The sequence below is a fragment of the Arsenicibacter rosenii genome, assembly GCF_001870735.1.
GTDB lineage: Bacteria > Bacteroidota > Bacteroidia > Cytophagales > Spirosomataceae > Arsenicibacter > Arsenicibacter rosenii.
Genome location: NZ_MORL01000005.1, coordinates 347,100 through 365,026 on the forward strand (window position 1 = coordinate 347,100; position 17,927 = coordinate 365,026).

Annotated in this window: 26 protein-coding genes; 5 read left to right on the plus strand and 21 right to left on the minus strand. The window is 48.6% G+C overall.

The window, feature by feature from the left end; translation table 11 throughout:
* Position 1 precedes the first annotated feature (1 nt).
* The 5 genes from BLX24_RS12565 to BLX24_RS12585 all read left to right on the plus strand — a co-directional run bounded on the left by BLX24_RS12565 (position 2) and on the right by BLX24_RS12585 (position 6,127).
* Positions 2–1,801, plus strand: a complete 1,800-nt coding sequence (locus tag BLX24_RS12565) for a feruloyl-CoA synthase (protein WP_071503483.1) — start codon at positions 2–4, stop codon at positions 1,799–1,801.
* Positions 1,802–1,827: 26 nt separating this feature from the next.
* Complete coding sequence (locus BLX24_RS12570) at positions 1,828–2,697, plus strand: amidohydrolase family protein (RefSeq protein WP_071503484.1); 870 nt, start codon at positions 1,828–1,830, stop codon at positions 2,695–2,697.
* A 72-nt stretch (positions 2,698–2,769) separates the two neighbouring features.
* Positions 2,770–3,840, plus strand: coding sequence for an alpha/beta hydrolase family protein (locus BLX24_RS12575; RefSeq protein WP_229201783.1), 1,071 nt, complete (start codon positions 2,770–2,772; stop codon positions 3,838–3,840).
* 35 nt (positions 3,841–3,875) lie between these two features.
* Positions 3,876–5,135, plus strand: coding sequence for an MFS transporter (locus BLX24_RS12580; RefSeq protein ID WP_229201784.1), 1,260 nt, complete (start codon positions 3,876–3,878; stop codon positions 5,133–5,135).
* Positions 5,132–6,127 carry a zinc-dependent alcohol dehydrogenase gene (locus BLX24_RS12585; RefSeq protein ID WP_071503487.1) on the plus strand — a complete coding sequence of 332 codons (996 nt, stop codon included), beginning with the start codon at positions 5,132–5,134 and terminating at the stop codon, positions 6,125–6,127. Before BLX24_RS12580 ends, BLX24_RS12585 begins: the two co-directional genes overlap by 4 nt.
* Positions 6,128–6,174: 47 nt before the next feature.
* On the opposite strand, the gene carA is transcribed toward BLX24_RS12585, so the two are convergent.
* The 21 genes from carA to rpsQ form a co-directional block, all read right to left on the minus strand.
* The gene (gene carA / locus BLX24_RS12590) at positions 6,175–7,272 is read right to left on the minus strand and encodes a glutamine-hydrolyzing carbamoyl-phosphate synthase small subunit (protein WP_071503488.1); all 1,098 of its coding nucleotides are present in this window, start codon (positions 7,270–7,272) and stop codon (positions 6,175–6,177) included.
* 84 nt (positions 7,273–7,356) lie between these two features.
* Positions 7,357–7,908 (minus strand): 50S ribosomal protein L17, encoded by a 552-nt coding sequence (rplQ, locus tag BLX24_RS12595; protein ID WP_071503489.1) that lies wholly within the window; start codon positions 7,906–7,908, stop codon positions 7,357–7,359.
* 82 nt (positions 7,909–7,990) lie between these two features.
* Positions 7,991–8,980, minus strand: coding sequence for a DNA-directed RNA polymerase subunit alpha (locus BLX24_RS12600; RefSeq protein WP_071503490.1), 990 nt, complete (start codon positions 8,978–8,980; stop codon positions 7,991–7,993).
* A gap of 99 nt (positions 8,981–9,079) precedes the next feature.
* Positions 9,080–9,685 (minus strand): 30S ribosomal protein S4, encoded by a 606-nt coding sequence (gene rpsD, locus BLX24_RS12605; protein WP_071503491.1) that lies wholly within the window; start codon positions 9,683–9,685, stop codon positions 9,080–9,082.
* 78 nt (positions 9,686–9,763) lie between these two features.
* Positions 9,764–10,159: a 30S ribosomal protein S11 gene (rpsK, locus tag BLX24_RS12610; protein WP_071503492.1), complete on the minus strand. Its 396-nt coding sequence runs from the start codon at positions 10,157–10,159 to the stop codon at positions 9,764–9,766.
* Positions 10,160–10,240: 81 nt separating this feature from the next.
* Positions 10,241–10,618, minus strand: coding sequence for a 30S ribosomal protein S13 (gene rpsM, locus BLX24_RS12615; RefSeq protein ID WP_071503493.1), 378 nt, complete (start codon positions 10,616–10,618; stop codon positions 10,241–10,243).
* A gap of 6 nt (positions 10,619–10,624) precedes the next feature.
* Positions 10,625–10,741 (minus strand): type B 50S ribosomal protein L36, encoded by a 117-nt coding sequence (gene ykgO / locus BLX24_RS12620; RefSeq protein WP_009284800.1) that lies wholly within the window; start codon positions 10,739–10,741, stop codon positions 10,625–10,627.
* A gap of 81 nt (positions 10,742–10,822) precedes the next feature.
* The gene (gene infA / locus BLX24_RS12625; protein WP_071503494.1) at positions 10,823–11,041 is read right to left on the minus strand and encodes a translation initiation factor IF-1; all 219 of its coding nucleotides are present in this window, start codon (positions 11,039–11,041) and stop codon (positions 10,823–10,825) included.
* An 8-nt stretch (positions 11,042–11,049) separates the two neighbouring features.
* Positions 11,050–11,862 (minus strand): type I methionyl aminopeptidase, encoded by an 813-nt coding sequence (gene map, locus BLX24_RS12630; RefSeq protein WP_071503586.1) that lies wholly within the window; start codon positions 11,860–11,862, stop codon positions 11,050–11,052.
* 17 nt (positions 11,863–11,879) lie between these two features.
* Complete coding sequence (gene secY, locus BLX24_RS12635; RefSeq protein ID WP_071503495.1) at positions 11,880–13,193, minus strand: preprotein translocase subunit SecY; 1,314 nt, start codon at positions 13,191–13,193, stop codon at positions 11,880–11,882.
* Positions 13,194–13,221: 28 nt separating this feature from the next.
* Positions 13,222–13,692, minus strand: coding sequence for a 50S ribosomal protein L15 (rplO, locus tag BLX24_RS12640; protein WP_071503496.1), 471 nt, complete (start codon positions 13,690–13,692; stop codon positions 13,222–13,224).
* A gap of 78 nt (positions 13,693–13,770) precedes the next feature.
* Positions 13,771–13,950, minus strand: a complete 180-nt coding sequence (gene rpmD / locus BLX24_RS12645) for a 50S ribosomal protein L30 (RefSeq protein ID WP_071503497.1) — start codon at positions 13,948–13,950, stop codon at positions 13,771–13,773.
* A 12-nt stretch (positions 13,951–13,962) separates the two neighbouring features.
* The gene (gene rpsE, locus BLX24_RS12650) at positions 13,963–14,478 is read right to left on the minus strand and encodes a 30S ribosomal protein S5 (RefSeq protein WP_071503498.1); all 516 of its coding nucleotides are present in this window, start codon (positions 14,476–14,478) and stop codon (positions 13,963–13,965) included.
* Between the two features lie 3 nt (positions 14,479–14,481).
* Positions 14,482–14,835, minus strand: coding sequence for a 50S ribosomal protein L18 (gene rplR, locus BLX24_RS12655; protein ID WP_071503499.1), 354 nt, complete (start codon positions 14,833–14,835; stop codon positions 14,482–14,484).
* A gap of 115 nt (positions 14,836–14,950) precedes the next feature.
* Positions 14,951–15,505 (minus strand): 50S ribosomal protein L6, encoded by a 555-nt coding sequence (gene rplF / locus BLX24_RS12660; RefSeq protein WP_071503500.1) that lies wholly within the window; start codon positions 15,503–15,505, stop codon positions 14,951–14,953.
* Positions 15,506–15,518: 13 nt separating this feature from the next.
* Entirely contained in the window at positions 15,519–15,917 is a 399-nt protein-coding gene (gene rpsH / locus BLX24_RS12665; RefSeq protein WP_071503501.1) for a 30S ribosomal protein S8, read from the minus strand.
* Between the two features lie 107 nt (positions 15,918–16,024).
* Complete coding sequence (gene rpsN / locus BLX24_RS12670; protein WP_071503502.1) at positions 16,025–16,294, minus strand: 30S ribosomal protein S14; 270 nt, start codon at positions 16,292–16,294, stop codon at positions 16,025–16,027.
* 28 nt (positions 16,295–16,322) lie between these two features.
* Positions 16,323–16,877 carry a 50S ribosomal protein L5 gene (gene rplE / locus BLX24_RS12675; RefSeq protein WP_071503503.1) on the minus strand — a complete coding sequence of 185 codons (555 nt, stop codon included), beginning with the start codon at positions 16,875–16,877 and terminating at the stop codon, positions 16,323–16,325.
* 35 nt (positions 16,878–16,912) lie between these two features.
* Positions 16,913–17,257 carry a 50S ribosomal protein L24 gene (gene rplX, locus BLX24_RS12680; RefSeq protein WP_071503504.1) on the minus strand — a complete coding sequence of 115 codons (345 nt, stop codon included), beginning with the start codon at positions 17,255–17,257 and terminating at the stop codon, positions 16,913–16,915.
* 1 nt (position 17,258) lies between these two features.
* Complete coding sequence (rplN, locus tag BLX24_RS12685; RefSeq protein ID WP_071503505.1) at positions 17,259–17,627, minus strand: 50S ribosomal protein L14; 369 nt, start codon at positions 17,625–17,627, stop codon at positions 17,259–17,261.
* 3 nt (positions 17,628–17,630) lie between these two features.
* The gene (rpsQ, locus tag BLX24_RS12690) at positions 17,631–17,921 is read right to left on the minus strand and encodes a 30S ribosomal protein S17 (protein ID WP_071503506.1); all 291 of its coding nucleotides are present in this window, start codon (positions 17,919–17,921) and stop codon (positions 17,631–17,633) included.
* Positions 17,922–17,927 lie beyond the last annotated feature (6 nt).

The following is a 17,927-nucleotide window of genomic DNA, read 5'->3' on the forward strand; positions in this document are numbered from 1 at the left end:
CATGGCTCAGTACAAAGAGGTGGCCTTCGGTCCTGTCAATACCCGGCTTGAACGACACGAGAGCGGCATAATGCACTACCAGCTAGCCGAACCGCTGCAACCTTACCCAACTAAAATTACCGACCGTTTAGCCCACTGGGCCGCTATACAGCCCGACCACCCTTTTATCGGACGGAAAGTAGCCGGTCTATGGCATACCCTTTCCTATGCGCAGACATGGCACCAGGTCCAGGCCGTTGCTCAGTTTTTGCTTAATCTCCGCTTTACGCCTGACGAAACGATTGTGATTCTGTCGGAAAACAGCCTGGAGCACGCCCTGCTTGCTCTGGCAGCGGTTCACATCGGTATTCCCTATGCGCCTGTTTCGCCGCCGTATTCGACGATTTCCGACGATTTTGCGAAACTGAGCCACTGCCTGAAGCTCATGACCCCTAAAGTCATTTTTGCCCAGAACTGTCACGTATACGGACCTGCGCTCGCCCACGCATCAACGCTTTTTCCGGACGCAGTGATTCTGACTGCTGACGGCGAAACCGGACTTGCCTTCCGGAACATAGCAGCTACGACGCCAACCGACGCTGTGGCACAAGCCGCCAGTCAGGTTGATGCCGATACCGTCGCCAAGATATTGTTCACATCCGGCTCAACCGGTTTACCGAAAGGCGTGATCAATACCCAGGGCATGTGGTGCGCCAATCTGCAACAGATTACCCAGGTCCTGCCGTTTATGCAGCATCAGCCGCCAGTCTTTATCGATTGGCTCCCGTGGAATCATACATTTGGCAGTAACCATAATTTCGGACTGACGCTCTACAACGGCGGCACACTGTTTATTGACGACGGTAAGCCAACACCGCAGTTCATTGAGCAAACCGTTCAGAATCTTCGGGAAATATCACCAACCGCCTATTTCAACGTTCCGAAAGGGTTCGAAATGCTGATACCGTACCTGGAAAACGAGCCCGGCTTACGCCGGACATTTTTCAAAAACCTGCACATTCTGTTTTATGCCGGTGCCAGTCTGGCTCAACCCGTCTGGAACCGGCTTGAAGAACTGGCCGTTGAGACGATTGGCGTTAAAATTCCGATTATTACGGGATTAGGCTGTACGGAATCCGGTCCATCGGCGATGTTTGCCAGCTGGGGTGGCGCCTTTTCGGGGCTGCTTGGCGTGCCGGTGCCCGGCATGCAGGTTAAATTAGTGCCCGACGGCGACAAAACCGAAGCCCGGTACAAAGCGCCGAACGTAACAAAGGGATATTGGCGCAACCCTGTGGCTACAGCCTACGCGTTCGACGCAGACGGCTATTACAAAACCGGCGACGCTGTGCTGTTTCTGGACGAAACTCAGCCAGACAAAGGCCTTGTCTTTAACGGCCGGATCGCCGAAGACTTTAAGCTCTCAACTGGTACGTGGGTTAACGTCGGCATGCTGAAAGCAAAAATTATCTCAACGGGCTCCCCGGTTATTCAGGATGTGGTTCTCACTGGTCTGGATCAGGCATTTGTCGGGGCAATTCTGTTCCTGAACGGCGATGCCTGCCGCAGGCTATCCGGATTAGCCGCGCACACCCCGGCCGAAGAAGCGTTTGCGCATACGGCTGTCCGGGCGTATCTGCACCAGTGGCAGACGACGTTCAACCAAACAGCAACGGGAAGCTCAACGGCCATTGGTAACTTTGTAGTTGCGCTCGAGCCGCCGTCAATTAGTCTGGGCGAAATCACCGATAAAGGTTCGCTGAACCAGCGGGCCGTTTTAACCCACCGTGCCGATCTGGTACGATCACTTTACGCATCCTGAGTTTTTATCCCGAACCCGTCAAAACCATGATCGATATCGACAACGTTATTGCCATTGATGTGCATACCCACGCCGAAGTCAGTTGTTGCCAGCCGCATGACCCCTACCGGCCCGAACTCGACGAGGCCTTTGCCCGTTACTTCAAGTCCGACAAACGGCCGACGATGCAGGAAACCGCCGATTTTTACCGCGACCAGCATATGGCGCTGGTTATGTTTACCATCGACTCGGAGTTTGAGGTTGGCAAGCGCCGCATCCCAAACGTCGAAGTGGCCGAATGCGCTCTCAAAAACAGTGACGTGATGATTGCCTTCGCCAGTATTGACCCACACAAGGGCCGGATGGGTGCCCGTGAAGCCCGTGACCTTATCGACAACTACGGGGTTAAAGGTTTTAAGTTTCATCCGACGGTGCAGGGTTTTTACCCGCAGGATAAAATGGCTTACCACCTCTACGAAGTCATTGCCGAATACAAACTGCCGATGTTGTTTCATAGCGGCCACTCCGGTTTCGGCTCGGGGGTGAGAGGCGGAGGTGGCCTGCGGCTCGAATACTCTAACCCGATGCACCTCGACGATGTGGCCATCGATTTCCCCAACTGCCCGATTATCATTGCCCACCCTAGCTGGCCGTGGCAGGACGAAGCCCTCTCTGTGGCCATGCATAAACCCAATGTTTACATCGATCTGAGCGGGTGGTCTCCGAAGTATTTCCCGAAACAGCTCATCCAATACGCCAATACCTTACTGAAAGACCGTATGCTGTTCGGCACTGATTTTCCGCTGATTACGCCGGAGCGCTGGATGAAAGACTTTACCGACGCCGGTTTCCGCGACGAAGTAAAACCACTTATTATGAAAGAAAATGCTATCCGGATGCTTAACCTCCGCGCTTAGTAGTTTACCCCATTTCTGCCCTCAATTATGAAACAGTTCCTTATGATATGCCTGCTGATAAGCAGCAGGTTAATGGCTCAGCAAGTTGCCAAAACAGATACCGGCACCATCAACGGTGCCCGCTACCGCATCGTTTTCCCTGAAAACTGGCAAAAGAAACTGGTCATGTATGCCCATGGCTATGAGTTTATGGGCTCTCCTGCTCAAAGCAAAAATCCGGATTGGGTGAAGCGCATGGCCGTTTTCCTGGAACGGGGATTCGCGGTAGCGGCCTCCGATTATCAGTATCAGGGGTTCGCCCTCCCACAAGGCGTTGATGATACCGAAGCGTTACGGCAGTATTTTGTCAAAACCTACGGCCGGCCTGACTCAACATTTATGGCAGGGCATTCGATGGGTGGAGGCGTTTCAATTGCTGTGATCGAAAATTACGGACAGGCTTATGACGGAGCTCTGCCGATGTGTCCGCTTTCCAGCCGCCCTTACCTGCAATGCCGCAAGGAGTTTGATATGTACGCCACCTTCAACGGGCTCTTTCCCAATGTGGTGACTTCACTGCACACCATTTTCGACTTGTCGAAACCGTACCAGGCGCAGGATGCCCGTAGTATGGGAACACGCGCGGCTAACATCAAAAAGGCAATGTATGCGCAAGACTCGTTACTGGCCGTTGCCTTTGCCAAACGGTTCGACTTAAAACCGGATGATCTTCCTTTTTCGCTTTTCTTCAATGAAAACGTGCTGCGTGACCTGGCACAGAAAACCGGCGGAAACCCGTTCGACAATATAAACACCATCTATAGCGGTTTCCCGAACGATTGGCTCGTCAACCAGAAAGCGGAGCGCTTAGCTGCTACTACCGATCCGGAAAAGATATTCGGGAAATACGACCGCACCGGAAACATTAATAAGCCGGTACTGGCCCTGCATACGATCTACGACCAGTTGATTCCGCCTACATACGGCATTGTTAACTTCGAAAACATGGTTCATAAGCAGGGTAAAGACCACTTTTTTTCCGTGAATTACACCAATGGACAGGGACATTGTAACTTTACGCCCCAACAAACCGCCCGGGCCTTCGACGCACTCCGTCAGTGGGTAAAAACAGGCCGGAAAGCAAAAGCCGGATTTGTTGAGTAATGATGCAGCCCTCTATTGACCTTTCGCAACGGCCCATGACCGGATTTCAGGTCCTGATGGTCGCTATTTGCTTTATCCTCAACTTCAACGACGGCATTGATGTGCTGATCGTTTCCTTTTCGAGCCCTGAGATTATTAAGGACTGGGGGCTGTCAAAAGTGGAGATGGGGTATATTTTTAGTGCCGGACTGGCGGGCATGACCCTCGGTTGTTTTTTAATTGCCCCCCTTGCCGACCGGCTGGGTCGTCGCCGCATCTTTCTGGTTTCTGTATCGATGATCACAATGGGCATGTTTGGGGTCTGGCTTTGCCGGAGTTACGGGTTGATGCTGGCCTTACGCTTTCTTACCGGACTAGGCATTGGCGGCATTCTGCCAACCATGACCGCCACGGCCGCAGAATTTTCTAACAATAAATACCGCGATTTCAATGTAGGTCTGGTGCAGGCTGGCTGGCCGGTCGGGGCTATTCTTACCGGGCTGTTCTGCGCCCGGTACATTCCGGTCTATGGCTGGCATCAGGCCTTTTTCGTGGCAGGTTGTGTGTCGTTACTCATGTTGGTACTGGTCTGGTTTTTCATGACCGACTCGCTGGAGTTCATGTTAAATAACCCGGCTACCGGCCGTCTGACCACCGTCAATAACCTTCTTCAGAAACTTCAGCTTCCCCGGCTTGAGACACTGCCCGACAGGATCGAAAAAGGCGCTGACGCTCACCTGAGTGCTCTTTTCATGCCGGGTTACCGTGCCAATACCATTAAAGTCTGGATTGCGGCTTTCTTCGGTTTTCTGACCTTGTATACGCTGATGAGCTGGGTGCCTACCATTGCCAAAGACTCGGGCTTACCGTTTGAACTGGCCACATGGGTAGGCATTGCCCTGAATATCGGCGCAGCCCTGGGCTCTGCGTCAATCGGGGCCATTGGTTCACGGTTTGGTCTCCGGAGAAGCGTCCTGACCTTTATGCTCGTCGCTTTTCTGGTCATGCAGCTTTACGCCTTCTTACCGCTTTCGACCGAGCTGATTTTCGGTCTGGTACTACTGATCGGTATTTTTGTGCAGGGTGGTTTTAACGGCATCTGGCCTACTCTGTCGCGCCTGTATCCGGCCCGTATCCGCGCGACAGGCGTTGGCTTTACGGTTGGCATTGGCCGGTTTGGGGCCATTTTAGGACCGCTACTTTTCGGCTATTTATCCGACGCTGCCCTGAGCACGCCCTTTTTATTCGTTATTTTCTCGGTTCCGCTGCTGGTTATGGGCGGCTGCATCTGGTTATTACAGGCTGAAAATCTATGAAAGCTGCCTTTTTAACGAGCCCGAAACACATTGATTTAGACGAAGTAGCTATTCCGGAACCCAAAACGGGTGAAGTTCGCGTCAGGCTGAAGCAGGTCGGAATCTGTGGGTCGGATGTACACTTATTTCTGGGACATCGCGCGCTGCCTCAACCAACCATTATTGGTCATGAAGGCTATGGTTTTATCGACAAAACCGGTGATGGGGTAACCGGCCGGCAAATCGGCGAGCGCGTCATTATTGAGCCCAATATTCCCTGTCGCCAATGCCGGTATTGCCTGCAGGGGCATGGAAATATCTGCGTCAATAAACGGGTTGCAGGACTAACGGAAGCCGGCTGCTTTGCCGAATATGTCTGCTGGCCCGAAGCATTTTGCCGGCCGGTTCCCGACGATATTACGGATACCGATGCAGTTACGGTTGAACCCATGGCAGTTGGCGTCCATGCTTTGTTCAAGTCATCAGCTTTACCGGGCGATACCATTGCCGTGATCGGGCTCGGGGCTATCGGCCTGTTACTTACTCATCTGGCCATATCGCTTGGCTATCGTGTGCTGGTAACCGAATTAAATGCCCGCAAACGACAACTTGCCGTTGCGGAAGGTGCCATCGCGGTAGAAGGCGACGCCGATACGCTGAACCGGCTCTGGGAGCAATATGAAGTTTGTACAGTGTTTGAGTGTGCCGGTTCTGCGGCTACCGCCTCATTGGCAACTGCCGCTGCACCTCGCGGCTCTGAGGTAGTTTTACTTGGTTTAGCCAGTCAGCCTGCGAGCTTTACTCCACTAAAAATTGCCCGCGAAGGTATTCATATCGTCCCATCGATTATCTATGACCATCCAGCCGACTTTAAGCGGACGCTGAACTTAATTCAGCGGAAAAAGATCAATCCGGGGAAAATCATTTCGCGGTATATGCCGCTTAATCAACTTCAGGAGGCGCTTACACTCGCTGCGCTGGGCGATGACACGAAGATTATCGTTACGATCTGACCCTGCCTGAATGAAAAAAGCCTGCTCTTCCGGAGCAGGCTTTCTGATTACATCATCTTAATGAAGTCTTCGAACAGATAATGCGAATCGTGCGGTCCGGGAGACGCCTCCGGGTGATACTGCACCGAGAACGCCGGTTTATCTTTGCGGCGAATCCCTTCAATCGTTTTATCATTCAGGTTCACGTGGGTAACTTCCACATGAGCGTGATCCTGAACTTCATCTCCTTTTACGGCAAAACCGTGGTTCTGCGACGTCACTTCGCAACGACCCGTGATCAGGTTTTTGACCGGATGGTTCAGACCACGGTGGCCGTTGTGCATTTTATAAGTTGAAATACCGCTGGCCAGCGACAGAATCTGATGGCCCAGGCAAATGCCGAAAAGCGGTTTTTCTGTATTTACGGCTTGTTTTACGGTCTCTACTGCGTATGGCATCGCGGCCGGGTCACCGGGGCCATTCGATATAAAGAACCCATCCGGATTCCAGGCTGCCAGTTCTTCAAACGGTGTTTTGGCAGGGAAAACCTTGCAGTAAGCACCACGATCTGTCAGATTGGTCAGAATACTCTTTTTGATACCAAGATCCAGAACAGCCACTTTAAAACGGGCATCTTCCTGACCGGTCTCATAAATTTCCTGTGTACAAACCTCCGATGAAAGTTCAAGGCCCTCCATATCCGGTACACGATTTAATTCGGCCATCAATAATGCCGGATCCAGGATTTCCGAGGAGATAATACAGTTCATCACCCCTTTGTTCCGGATATGACGAACGATCTCACGCGTGTCCACGCCATGAATACCGACAATATTTGCGCGCTCAAAATAGTCCTGCAAAGAACCGTCGGCCAGATGGCGCGAGTGAATCTGCGAGAAAAAGTTACATACCATTCCCCGGATTTTCACGCCGCCTGATTCTTCTTCCGTTTTCAGCTGAATGCCGTAATTACCGATGTGTGATGTGGTATTCACAATCACCTGGCCGTAATACGAAGGATCTGTGTAGATTTCCTGGTATCCAGTCATCCCTGTATTAAAGCAAATCTCGCCACCGGCTGTCCCGATTTTTCCTAACGCTAAACCTTTGAACACCGAGCCATCCTGCAATACCAGTAGGGCTTCCCGTTGCTGAGGGTTTTTCATCTATGGTTTACTTGTTTTGAGGGTTAAAAAAAAGGGCTAACCCTAACGGTTAACCCCTTTATGATATGCAAATGAAGAACGTCATTAGCTTTGCTTCGGTTCCTCAGATGATTCGTTTTGTGCGTCTTCTGCCGGTGCTTCAGCCGCAGGAGCTTCTTCAGCGGCGGCTTCAACTGCAGGGGCAGCAGTCGCTTCAGCTGTTTCAGCTTTTTTACCAGCACGACGGCTACGGCGTGTACGCGTCGCTTTTTGTTCAGCAGCGGCAGCGAGCAGTGTTTCGTTGAAGTCAACGAGCTCGATCAGACAAGTTTCAGCGTTATCACCGGCACGGTTACCCAGTTTGATGATGCGCGTATATCCGCCGGGACGGTCAGCGATTTTGTCAGCTACTACGCCGAACAATTCTTTTACCGTCTCTTTGTTATTTAAGTATTGGAATACAACCCGACGATTTTGGTAGGTATCATCTTTCGCCCGGGTCAGGATTGGCTCTACGTACTTCCGCAGTTCTTTCGCCTTGGCCAACGTTGTCTCAATGCGCTTGTGCAGGATCAACGAAGACGCCAGGTTAGTAAGCAACGCTCCGCGGTGCGAGTGCGTACGGCTCAGGTGATTATCTTTTTTACCGTGTCTCATTGTTTTGATTGTTCTGCGTCCTGGGTTCTGTGTCTGCGTTTACCATGACTCAGCACGCAGTACTCAAAACACAGAACCAATTTTATTCTTCGTCTAAACGATATTTTGCGACATCCATTCCGAATGTCAGACCTTTTTCAGCTACCAGTTGTTCAAGCTCCGTCAGTGACTTCTTACCGAAGTTGCGGAACTTCATCATGTCTGATATTTCCAGTTTTACAAGGTCACCCAACGTACGTACGTCAGCTGACTTAAGACAGTTGTATGCCCGTACTGACAAGTCAAGATCTGCAAGCGGCGTTTTCAGGAGTTTACGCATGTGCAGCATCTCTTCATCCACAACATTATCCTCTTCAGGTTTTGTTGTTTCAAATGTCATGGTCTGGTCAGAGAACAACATGAAGTGTTGAATCAGAATATTGGCAGCGCCTTTCAGGGCATCTTCAGGGTGGATCGAGCCATCCGTTTCGATATCCAGAATTAAGCGTTCGTAGTCCGTCTTTTGTTCAACCCGTGTGTTTTCTACGCTGTACTTCACATTCTTGATCGGCGTATAGATCGCGTCAATCGGAATGTGACCAAACGACAGTTCATTTGCCCGTGGCTCATCCGCTGGTACGTAGCCCCGTCCTTTCTCTACATAAATTTCCATCTCCAGGTCGCGTGTGTCATCGATATTACAGATAACGAGCTCCGGATTCAGAACCTCAAAAGACGACGTAAAGCGGCTGATATCTCCAGCTGACAGCGTTGCCTGATTTTTAATATGTACCGAGATCTTGTTGTCTACCATATCAGAAATCTTCTTGAACCGCACCATTTTGAGGTTCAGAATTATTTCTGTCACGTCTTCAACAACACCTTCGATTGATGAAAACTCGTGCAATACGCCAGGGAATTTCACACTCGTAATGGCGTAGCCTTCCAGCGACGAAAGCAGAATACGCCGGAGAGCATTCCCAATCGTTACACCGTACCCTTTTTCGAGGGGTTTAAATTCAAATACTCCGTGAAAGTCGTTTGCTTTTTCAACGACGACTTTATCGGGCATTTGGAACGCTAAGATTGACATACGTTTCGTATTTTTTAGAGCAGTTCGCCTGCCAAAGGAGTAGATTACCCGATATATGCAAAAGTCGGCAGAACCCAAGGACGAGTTCTGCCAACGTGATTACTTCGAATACAATTCGACGATCAACTGCTCGTTAACGTTTTCAGGGATCTGATCGCGGTCAGGGTAGCTAATGAACTTACCTGACAGCTCCTGTGAATCCCATTCAACCCAGTTGTAGCGTTTTGCATTGCGGGCAGAAAGGCTATCTGTGATAGCTTCCAGTGATTTTGATTTTTCCCGAACGCTAACAACCTGGCCTGGTTTCAGTGAGTAAGACGGGATGTTTACCACTTCACCATCTACTACGATGTGCTTGTGTGTAACCAGCTGACGGGCAGCCCGACGAGTTGGGGCGATACCTAAACGGTAAACCGTGTTATCCAGACGAGCTTCGCAAAGCTTCAGCATGTTTTCACCGGTAATGCCTTCTTTAATGGCAGCGCGGTGGAACAGTGCGCGGAACTGGCGCTCCAGGATACCGTAGATATATTTTACTTTTTGTTTCTCCATCAATTGGAGCGCGTATTCCGACTGCTTCCGCTTACGGCCGCGTCCATGCATACCTGGAGCGTAATTTTTCTTTTGAAGCGCTTTGCTCGGGCCGAGGATTGGCTCACCAAACTTGCGCGCGATTTTGGCCTTAGGGCCTGTATAACGTGCCATTCGTTAAATGAAAGAATAACTGTGGAACATGAACAGACACAACCAAATGTCGCCTGCCCGTATTCATTTCACCCGTTTTTAAACGCGACGGCGCTTGGGCGGCCGGCAACCATTGTGTGGTAGCGGGGTGATATCGCGGATTGTAGTTACTTCGATTCCTGAATTCTGGATAGTACGGATTGCTGATTCGCGACCGGCGCCAGGGCCTTTTACGAATACTTCAGCCTTCCGCATACCTAATTCATGAGCGACAGCCGCACAGTTCTGGGCAGCTGTTTGTGCAGCATAAGGCGTATTTTTCTTTGAGCCTTTAAAGCCCATTTTACCTGCTGATGCCCAGGAAATAACCTGGCCGTTCATGTTGGTAATCGAAATGATAATGTTGTTGAAGGAGGCCTTGATATGTACCTGACCAACCGATTCTACAACTACTATCCGCTTTTTCGCTTTGTCTTTGCGTTTTGCTTGAGCCATTGTTTTCAGAGTTTCGGTTTACAGCCCTGCAGCATAATCTCACGACTAAACTGGCTGCTGTAAAGAGGAAACTGTTAACTGTTACTTAGTTGCTTTCTTCTTGTTAGCAACTGTTTTACGCTTACCCTTCCGCGTACGTGAGTTGTTCTTAGTGTGCTGACCACGAACTGGCAGCCCTTTCCGGTGACGGAGACCACGATAGCAACCGATGTCCATCAGTCGCTTGATGCTTAACTGAATTTCTGAACGCAGAGCACCTTCAACTTTATGTTCGTTGCTAATGATCGTACGAATTGCGCCAGATTCTTCATCCGTCCACTCGCTTACTTTCTTATCGAAGCTAATACCGGCTTCAGAAAGGATTTTCTGAGCTGTGCTCCGGCCAATTCCGTAGATGTACGTGAGAGCGATCTCACCACGTTTACGGTCTGGAATATCAACACCTGCAATACGTGCCATAAATAATTAACCTTGTCTTTGCTTGTATCTTGGGTTCTTCTTGTTAATCACGTAGAGCTTACCTTTCCGGCGGATGACAATGCAATCCTCGCTACGTTTTTTGATAGACGCCTTAACTTTCATTTCGATTTACGTTTTACGATTTACGATTTTAGAACTACGCCATACGGTTTGTGCCGTCATTCGCAATCCGTAATGCGTAAATCATTTGTATCGGTACACAATTCGCGCCTTACTTAAGTCATAAGGCGACATCTCTAACTTAACGCGATCACCTGGTAAAATTTTGATGTAATTCATGCGCATCTTACCAGAAATGTGAGCAATTACTTCATGCTTGTTTGCGAGTTCTACGCGGAACATTGCATTCGATAATGCCTCTAAGATTACACCATCCTGTTCAATAGAAGACTGTTTAGCCATAGCTGATTTTAAGCCGTCACTACATGGTTCATGTCAATCATCAGACTGGTGTTGGCGGTAACCGCTTCGATATACTCGAAAGTTGTTAAAATTTCAGGTTTACCTTTGCGAACCAGAACCGTATGTTCAAAATGGGCGGAAGGCTTCCGGTCAGCCGTACGAATTGTCCATCCGTCACGCTCCTGAACGATTGCTTTTTTACCATAATTGATCATCGGCTCAATTGCCAATACCATGCCTTCTTTTAGTTTCGGTCCCTGGCCTTTTCTCCCGTAGTTTGGTACTTCCGGCGCTTCATGCAGGTCTTTGCCCACACCATGCCCTACGAGTTCCCGTACTACCGAATATCCGAAACGTTCTGCATACGTTTGTACCGCATACCCGATATCACCGACATTTCCTCCCTCAACGGCCTTCGACAGACCTATATAAAGCGATTCTTTCGTCCGCGATAACAGCTTGCGTACACCGGCATTTACTTCTCCTACCGGATAGGTGTAAGCACTATCACTATGAAAACCGTGAAGCTTCACACCGCAATCGATTGAGATAATATCACCGTCACGTAACTCATAACGCCCTGGTATGCCATGCACGACTACATCATTGACTGAAATACAGAGCGACGCCGGGAATTTATTGTAGCCTTTAAATGACGGTTCACCACCGTTATCTCTAATAAACGTTTCAGCTACGGTGTCAAGTTCCTTCGTGCTAATTCCAGGCCGAACCAGTTTGGCAACCTCCGCATGTGCACGACCCAACACCTGAGCGCTTTGTTTTATCAGAGCAATCTCTTCTTCACTCCGGAGATTAATCATCGTGCTTTTACGAAACATTATGCTGCTACTGTTTCTGTCCGACCCTGAATACGGCCGGATTTCATTAAGCCTTCGTAGCGTCGCATTAACAAATAGCTTTCAATTTGCTGCAACGTATCCAGCACAACACCAACCATGATCAGAAGGGATGTACCACCAAAGAACTGTGCAAAACCAGTTGTCATACCCAGCAGGTTAGCAATCGCTGGTAAAATGGCCACAATAGCCAGCATAACAGCTCCTGGTAATGTAATACGGTCCAGAACCAGACCGATGTATTCTGAAGTAGCAAAACCTGGTTTGACACCCGGAATAAAGCCACCACTACGCTTCATATCATCAGCGATTTGATTCGGGTTTACCGAGATCGCTGTATAGAAAAACGTAAAGATGATAATCAACAAACCGAAAAGCAGGTTATACTGCCAGGTTGTATATGTTTGGAATGCATTCTGTACGCCGGCCGCGAAATCACTCTTTTCGGCAAAAAGGCTTGCCACATAAGTAGGGATAAACATCAGCGCCTGCGCAAAGATAATCGGCATTACACCGGCGGCATTCAACTTTAATGGCAGATACTGGCGCTGACCACCTACTACTTTATTACCGATTACCTGCTTTGCATATTGAATAGGAATCCGGCGTACCGCTTGCGTCAGTACAACGGCACCCATTACGACAAAATACAGCGCAACGATTTCAAGTACGAAGATGAGCAACTGAGCTGACCCACGTGACATGGCTTCACCGGCAATTGCTCCGGGAAAACGGGAAACAATACCGATCATAATAATCATCGAAATCCCGTTACCGATACCTTTATCGGTAATCTTCTCACCCAGCCACATACAGAAGATTGTACCGGCCGTCAGAATAAACAGAGAAGATATCGTAAACAATCCGCGATCGATCAGTAATGCATCTGCCGGAATAGTGGTCCGGATATAGGTCATTGCCTGTACTGCCGTCACAAAGATTGTCAGAATACGCGTAATCTGATTAAGCTTCTTACGGCCGGACTCCCCTTCTTTCTGCATTTTCTGGAAATACGGGAGTGCCAGCGTCAGAAGCTGGATAGCGATTGAAGCCGAGATATACGGCATGATACCTAACGCAAAGATGGACGCTTTGCTGAACGCCCCACCCAGGAAGGTGTCTAACAAACCCAACAAACCTTGCGGGTTTAAATTCAGACGCTTAGGATCGACGCCTGGCAATACAATAGCTGTACCAAGGCGAAAAACCGTGATAAACAAGAGAGTGTTAAGAATACGTGTTCTTAACTCCTCAATCTCGAAAATATTTTTAAGAGTGGTTATGAAACGGTTCATAAAGGTATCCGGCCGTTGCCGTGCTCACTTATTGATTCTGCTCTGCTTCCTGTGTCGGAACAACTGCCTTACCACCTGCTTTTTCAATTGCTTCTTTGGCAGTCGCTGAGAAAGCATGGGCATGGATTTCAACAGCCACTGTCAGTTCACCACGGTTCAAAACCTTGATCAGGTCTTTTTTACCGGCTAAACCGTGCTGTTGCAGAAACGCCACATCAACAACCTTAGCCTCGAACTTCTCAACTAATGTCTGGATGCTGTCCAGGTTGATTGGCTTATACTCAACGCGTGTCGGGTTACGGAAACCAAACTTAGGAACACGGCGCTGTAATGGCATCTGACCACCTTCGAAGCTCAGCTTGCGGCTGTAGCCTGAACGTGATTGTGCACCTTTGTGGCCACGGGTAGAGGTACCACCCATGCCTGAGCCTTGGCCACGGCCGACTCGCTTGCGCTCTCTAACGGAACCTTTAGCCGGTTTGAGGTTTTCTAATTTCATTTCTTTACTGGTTTGTAATCGAAAATTGTGGTTCATATCTATGGGATGTCCCGAATAGATCATGAACCACAAATTTACTTAAATTTCTTCTACTTTAACTAAGTGTTGAACCTTGCGGATCACACCAGCGATAGCATTGTTATATTCTAACTCGATGCTACGGTTAATCTTGCCTAAGCCCAGAGACTTGATAGCATTTTTCTGCGTTTGCGGACGGTCAATCGTGCTTCTGACCTGTGTAATACGTACCCGTGCCATGTTTTTTACGAATTAACCGTTGAACACTTTTGCAAGACTAATACCACGCTGGAATGCAACCTGGTGAGGAGCCCGCATTTTTTTCAGAGCGTCAATAGTTGCTTTTACCACATTGTGTGGGTTAGACGAACCTTTTGACTTTGCCAATACGTCGCGTACGCCTGCACTTTCCAGTACCGCACGCATCGCACCACCGGCAATTACACCTGTACCAGGAGCAGCCGGCTTTAACAGTACAAAACCACCGCTGAATTTACCTTCCATTTCATGAGGTACAGTATGTTTCAGCAAAGGTACTTGCACTAAGTTTTTCTTAGCATCTTCAACTCCCTTTGCGATTGCATCGGTTACTTCGTTAGCTTTACCCAGGCCATATCCGACAACACCGTTGCCATCGCCCACCACTACGATTGCTGAGAAACTAAAACGACGACCACCTTTAACCACTTTGGCTACACGGTTAATGGCTACTACGCGTTCTTTCAGATCCGCTTCGTTTACTTTAGAAGGTCTTGCGTTCGTTACCATACCTTAGAATTTGAGGCCACCCTCCCGGGCACCATCAGCTAATGCTTTTACTTTACCGTGATACAGATAGCCGTTACGATCAAACACAACAGCTGTAATGTTTTTACCGGCCGCTTTTTCAGCCAGTCGTTGACCTACTTGTTTTGCAGTTTCAACGGTAAAGCCATTTGCTTCGCTCTTGATTTCGCTTGATGAAGCGAAAGCCAGTGTATGACCAGCTACATCATCGATTAACTGAGCGTAGATTGCTTTATTTGAACGGAATACTGACAAGCGGGGACGTTCAGATGTGCCTGAAATTTTTGCCCGGATGCTGTATTTAATCCGTTGTCTTCTTTCTGTTTTCTTAAGTGCCATGTTATTTGATTCCAACCAAATCGGCCAAAAAATCTATTTTACCGGAATGAAGCGTTTGAATGCGTGCACTTTAGCTGTATAACACAAATAAAGTACCCATTCAAACACATCAAACTTATTTCTTAGAGGCAGACTTACCAGCTTTGCGGCGAATAACCTCACCAACAAAACGGATACCTTTACCTTTGTAAGGCTCAACTTTACGCAGTGACCGGATTTTGGCCGCGACGTCGCCGATTAATTGCTTGTCGATACCTTCCAGGATTACTTTAGGGTTCTGACCTTTTTCTGTTACGGCTGTAACCTTGATTTCGTCAGGCATTGCCAGGAAAACATTGTGCGAGTAGCCAAGGTTCAATTCAAGAACATTATTAGCTACTGACGCCTTGTACCCTACACCGACTACTTCCAGTTCTGTTTTGTATCCGGTGCTAACGCCAACAACCATGTTATTTACCAGTGCGCGATACAGGCCATGTAAAGCCTTATGACGCTTCTGATCGGTCGGACGTGTCACCTGAATCTGGCCTTCTTCTACAGCTACTTCGATATCAGGATCGATAGCTTGTGTCAAGCTACCCTTAGGGCCTTTAACCGTCACCACGCTCTTGTCGACCGTCAGTGTAACGTTGCTTGGCAGGGCAATTGGTTTTTTACCTATACGTGACATTGTTCAATACGAATTAGTAAACGTAACACAATACCTCACCACCCACGTTCAGTGTTTTCGCTTCCTTATCGGTCATAACACCTTTAGAAGTTGAAACAATGGCTACACCTAAGCCATTCAGGATGCGCGGCAGGTTATCAGCCGACCGGTACTGACGAAGACCCGGGCGGCTTACGCGCTGCAGATCTACGATAGCCGGTTGCTTCGTTACCGGGTTATACTTAAGTGCGATCTTGATCGTACCCTGCGGGCCGTTTTCATCGAACTTGTAGTTCTGAATGTATCCTTTGTCAAACAGAACTTTTGTAATCTCTTTTTTTATGTTGGATGCAGGAATTTCCACAATCCGGTGCTTTGCACGGATGGCGTTTCTGACGCGCGTCAGATAATCTGCTATTGGATCTGTATTCATCTCCTTTGAGAGTTGCTCGCAAACCCCTTGTTTTAAAAGAGCTTGCAAAATTACGGAAACAGAACTACAAATAAAAATTTGCTAGCGTGACTGTCGCTGCCAGATTTTTACCAGCTTGCTTTTGTTACACCAGGGATTTTACCTGCACCGGCCATTTCGCGGAATGTAACCCGTGAAATGCCGAATTTGCGCATATAGCCCCGAGGACGGCCAGTTAATTTACAACGGTTGTGAAGCCGTACGGGTGATGCATTACGCGGTAACTTGTCGAGTGCGGCATAGTCACCTGCTTCTTTTAATGCAGCACGTTTGGCAGCATACTTAGCTACCAGTTTCTCGCGCTTCCGCTCACGTGCCTTTACTGATTCTTTTGCCATTTTTTAAAGTCTTTACCGGGTTGGTTACTTACTTTTTGCTGCTTGCAAACGGCATTCCGAGTGCTTTCAGCAGTTCATAGCTTTCGTTATCAGAGCCCGCCGTTGTAACAAACGTAATATCCATACCAGAGATTCGCGTCACTTTATCGATGCTGATTTCCGGGAAGATAATTTGTTCTTTGATACCGAACGTGTAATTACCACGACCGTCAAAGCCCTTATCGTTGATTCCTTTGAAGTCACGAACCCGTGGTAATGCTACCGCAGTCAGACGGTCAAGGAATTCAAACATCCGATCTCCGCGAAGCGTTACTTTTGCTCCGATCGGCATGCCTTCACGCAGTTTAAAGTTTGAAACGGCTTTCTTTGCTACCGTTGCCACGGCTTTCTGACCTGTGATTTGTGTAAGCTCATCAACGCCTACGTCAACCAGTTTTTTGTCAGCTACTGCCGCTCCGATGCCTTTGTTGATAACAATTTTAGTCAGACGCGGTACTTGCATGACCGACTTATACTGAAATTTGTCCTGCAACTGGGCGACTACTTCGTTCAGATATTTTTCTTTTAATCTAGGTGTTGCCACTGTCTTCGCTCGTTTAAGAATGATACATCGACGAATTAAGCAATAAACTTACCCGTCTTCTTCGAGTACCGCTGCAACTTACCGGCGTCGTTCAGGGCACGGCCCGTACGGGTAGCTTCTTTGGTAGCCGGATCGATCAACTTCAGGTTGCTGATATGAATCGAACCTTCTGTTTTTACCAGTTCCCCTTGCGGGTTCTGAGCCGTTGGTTTGATGTGCTTTGTGATCAGATTAACACCTTCTACCAGAGCACGCTCTTTTTCAACCAGTACTTGTTTCACAACGCCTTGCTGGCCTTTTGAATTACCGGCAATGACTAAAACTGTATCGCCAGTTTTAATGTGAAATTTGTGGCGGGGTTTTGTCGTCTTCTTTTCCATCTTACAATACCTCCGGGGCTAACGATACAATTTTCATGAATTGTTTCTCGCGCAGCTCGCGGGCAACCGGCCCGAAAATACGAGTACCACGAGGTTCGTCGTTGTTGTTCAGCAATACGGCCGCGTTATCTTCGAACCGGATATACGAACCATCTTTACGACGAATTTCTTTTTTCGTCCGAACGACAACAGCTTTAGAGACTGTGCCTTTCTTCATATTGCTTGACGATAAAGCCTGCTTTACCGTTACTACGATTTTGTCGCCTACCGATGCATAGCGCTTGCCCGTACCGCCCAGAACGCGGATGACGAGCACTTCTTTTGCGCCACTATTGTCGGCTACGCTCAATCTTGATTCTTGCTGTACCATGGCTTATTTCGCCTTTTCAATGATCTCGACTAATCTCCAACGCTTATTCTTGCTCAACGGACGAGTCTCCATGATGCGCACTTTGTCGCCAATCTGGCACTCGTTATTCTCGTCATGAGCCATGAACTTCTTTGTACGGTGCATAAACTTACCATACATCGGATGCTTTACTTTGCGGTCTACTGCAACCGTGATGCTTTTCTGCATTTTGTTGCTAACCACACGACCAATCCGCTCTTTACGGCTATTCCGTTCTACGGTTGGCTGCTGATCTTGTTTTGCTTGCTCTTCCATTCGTAG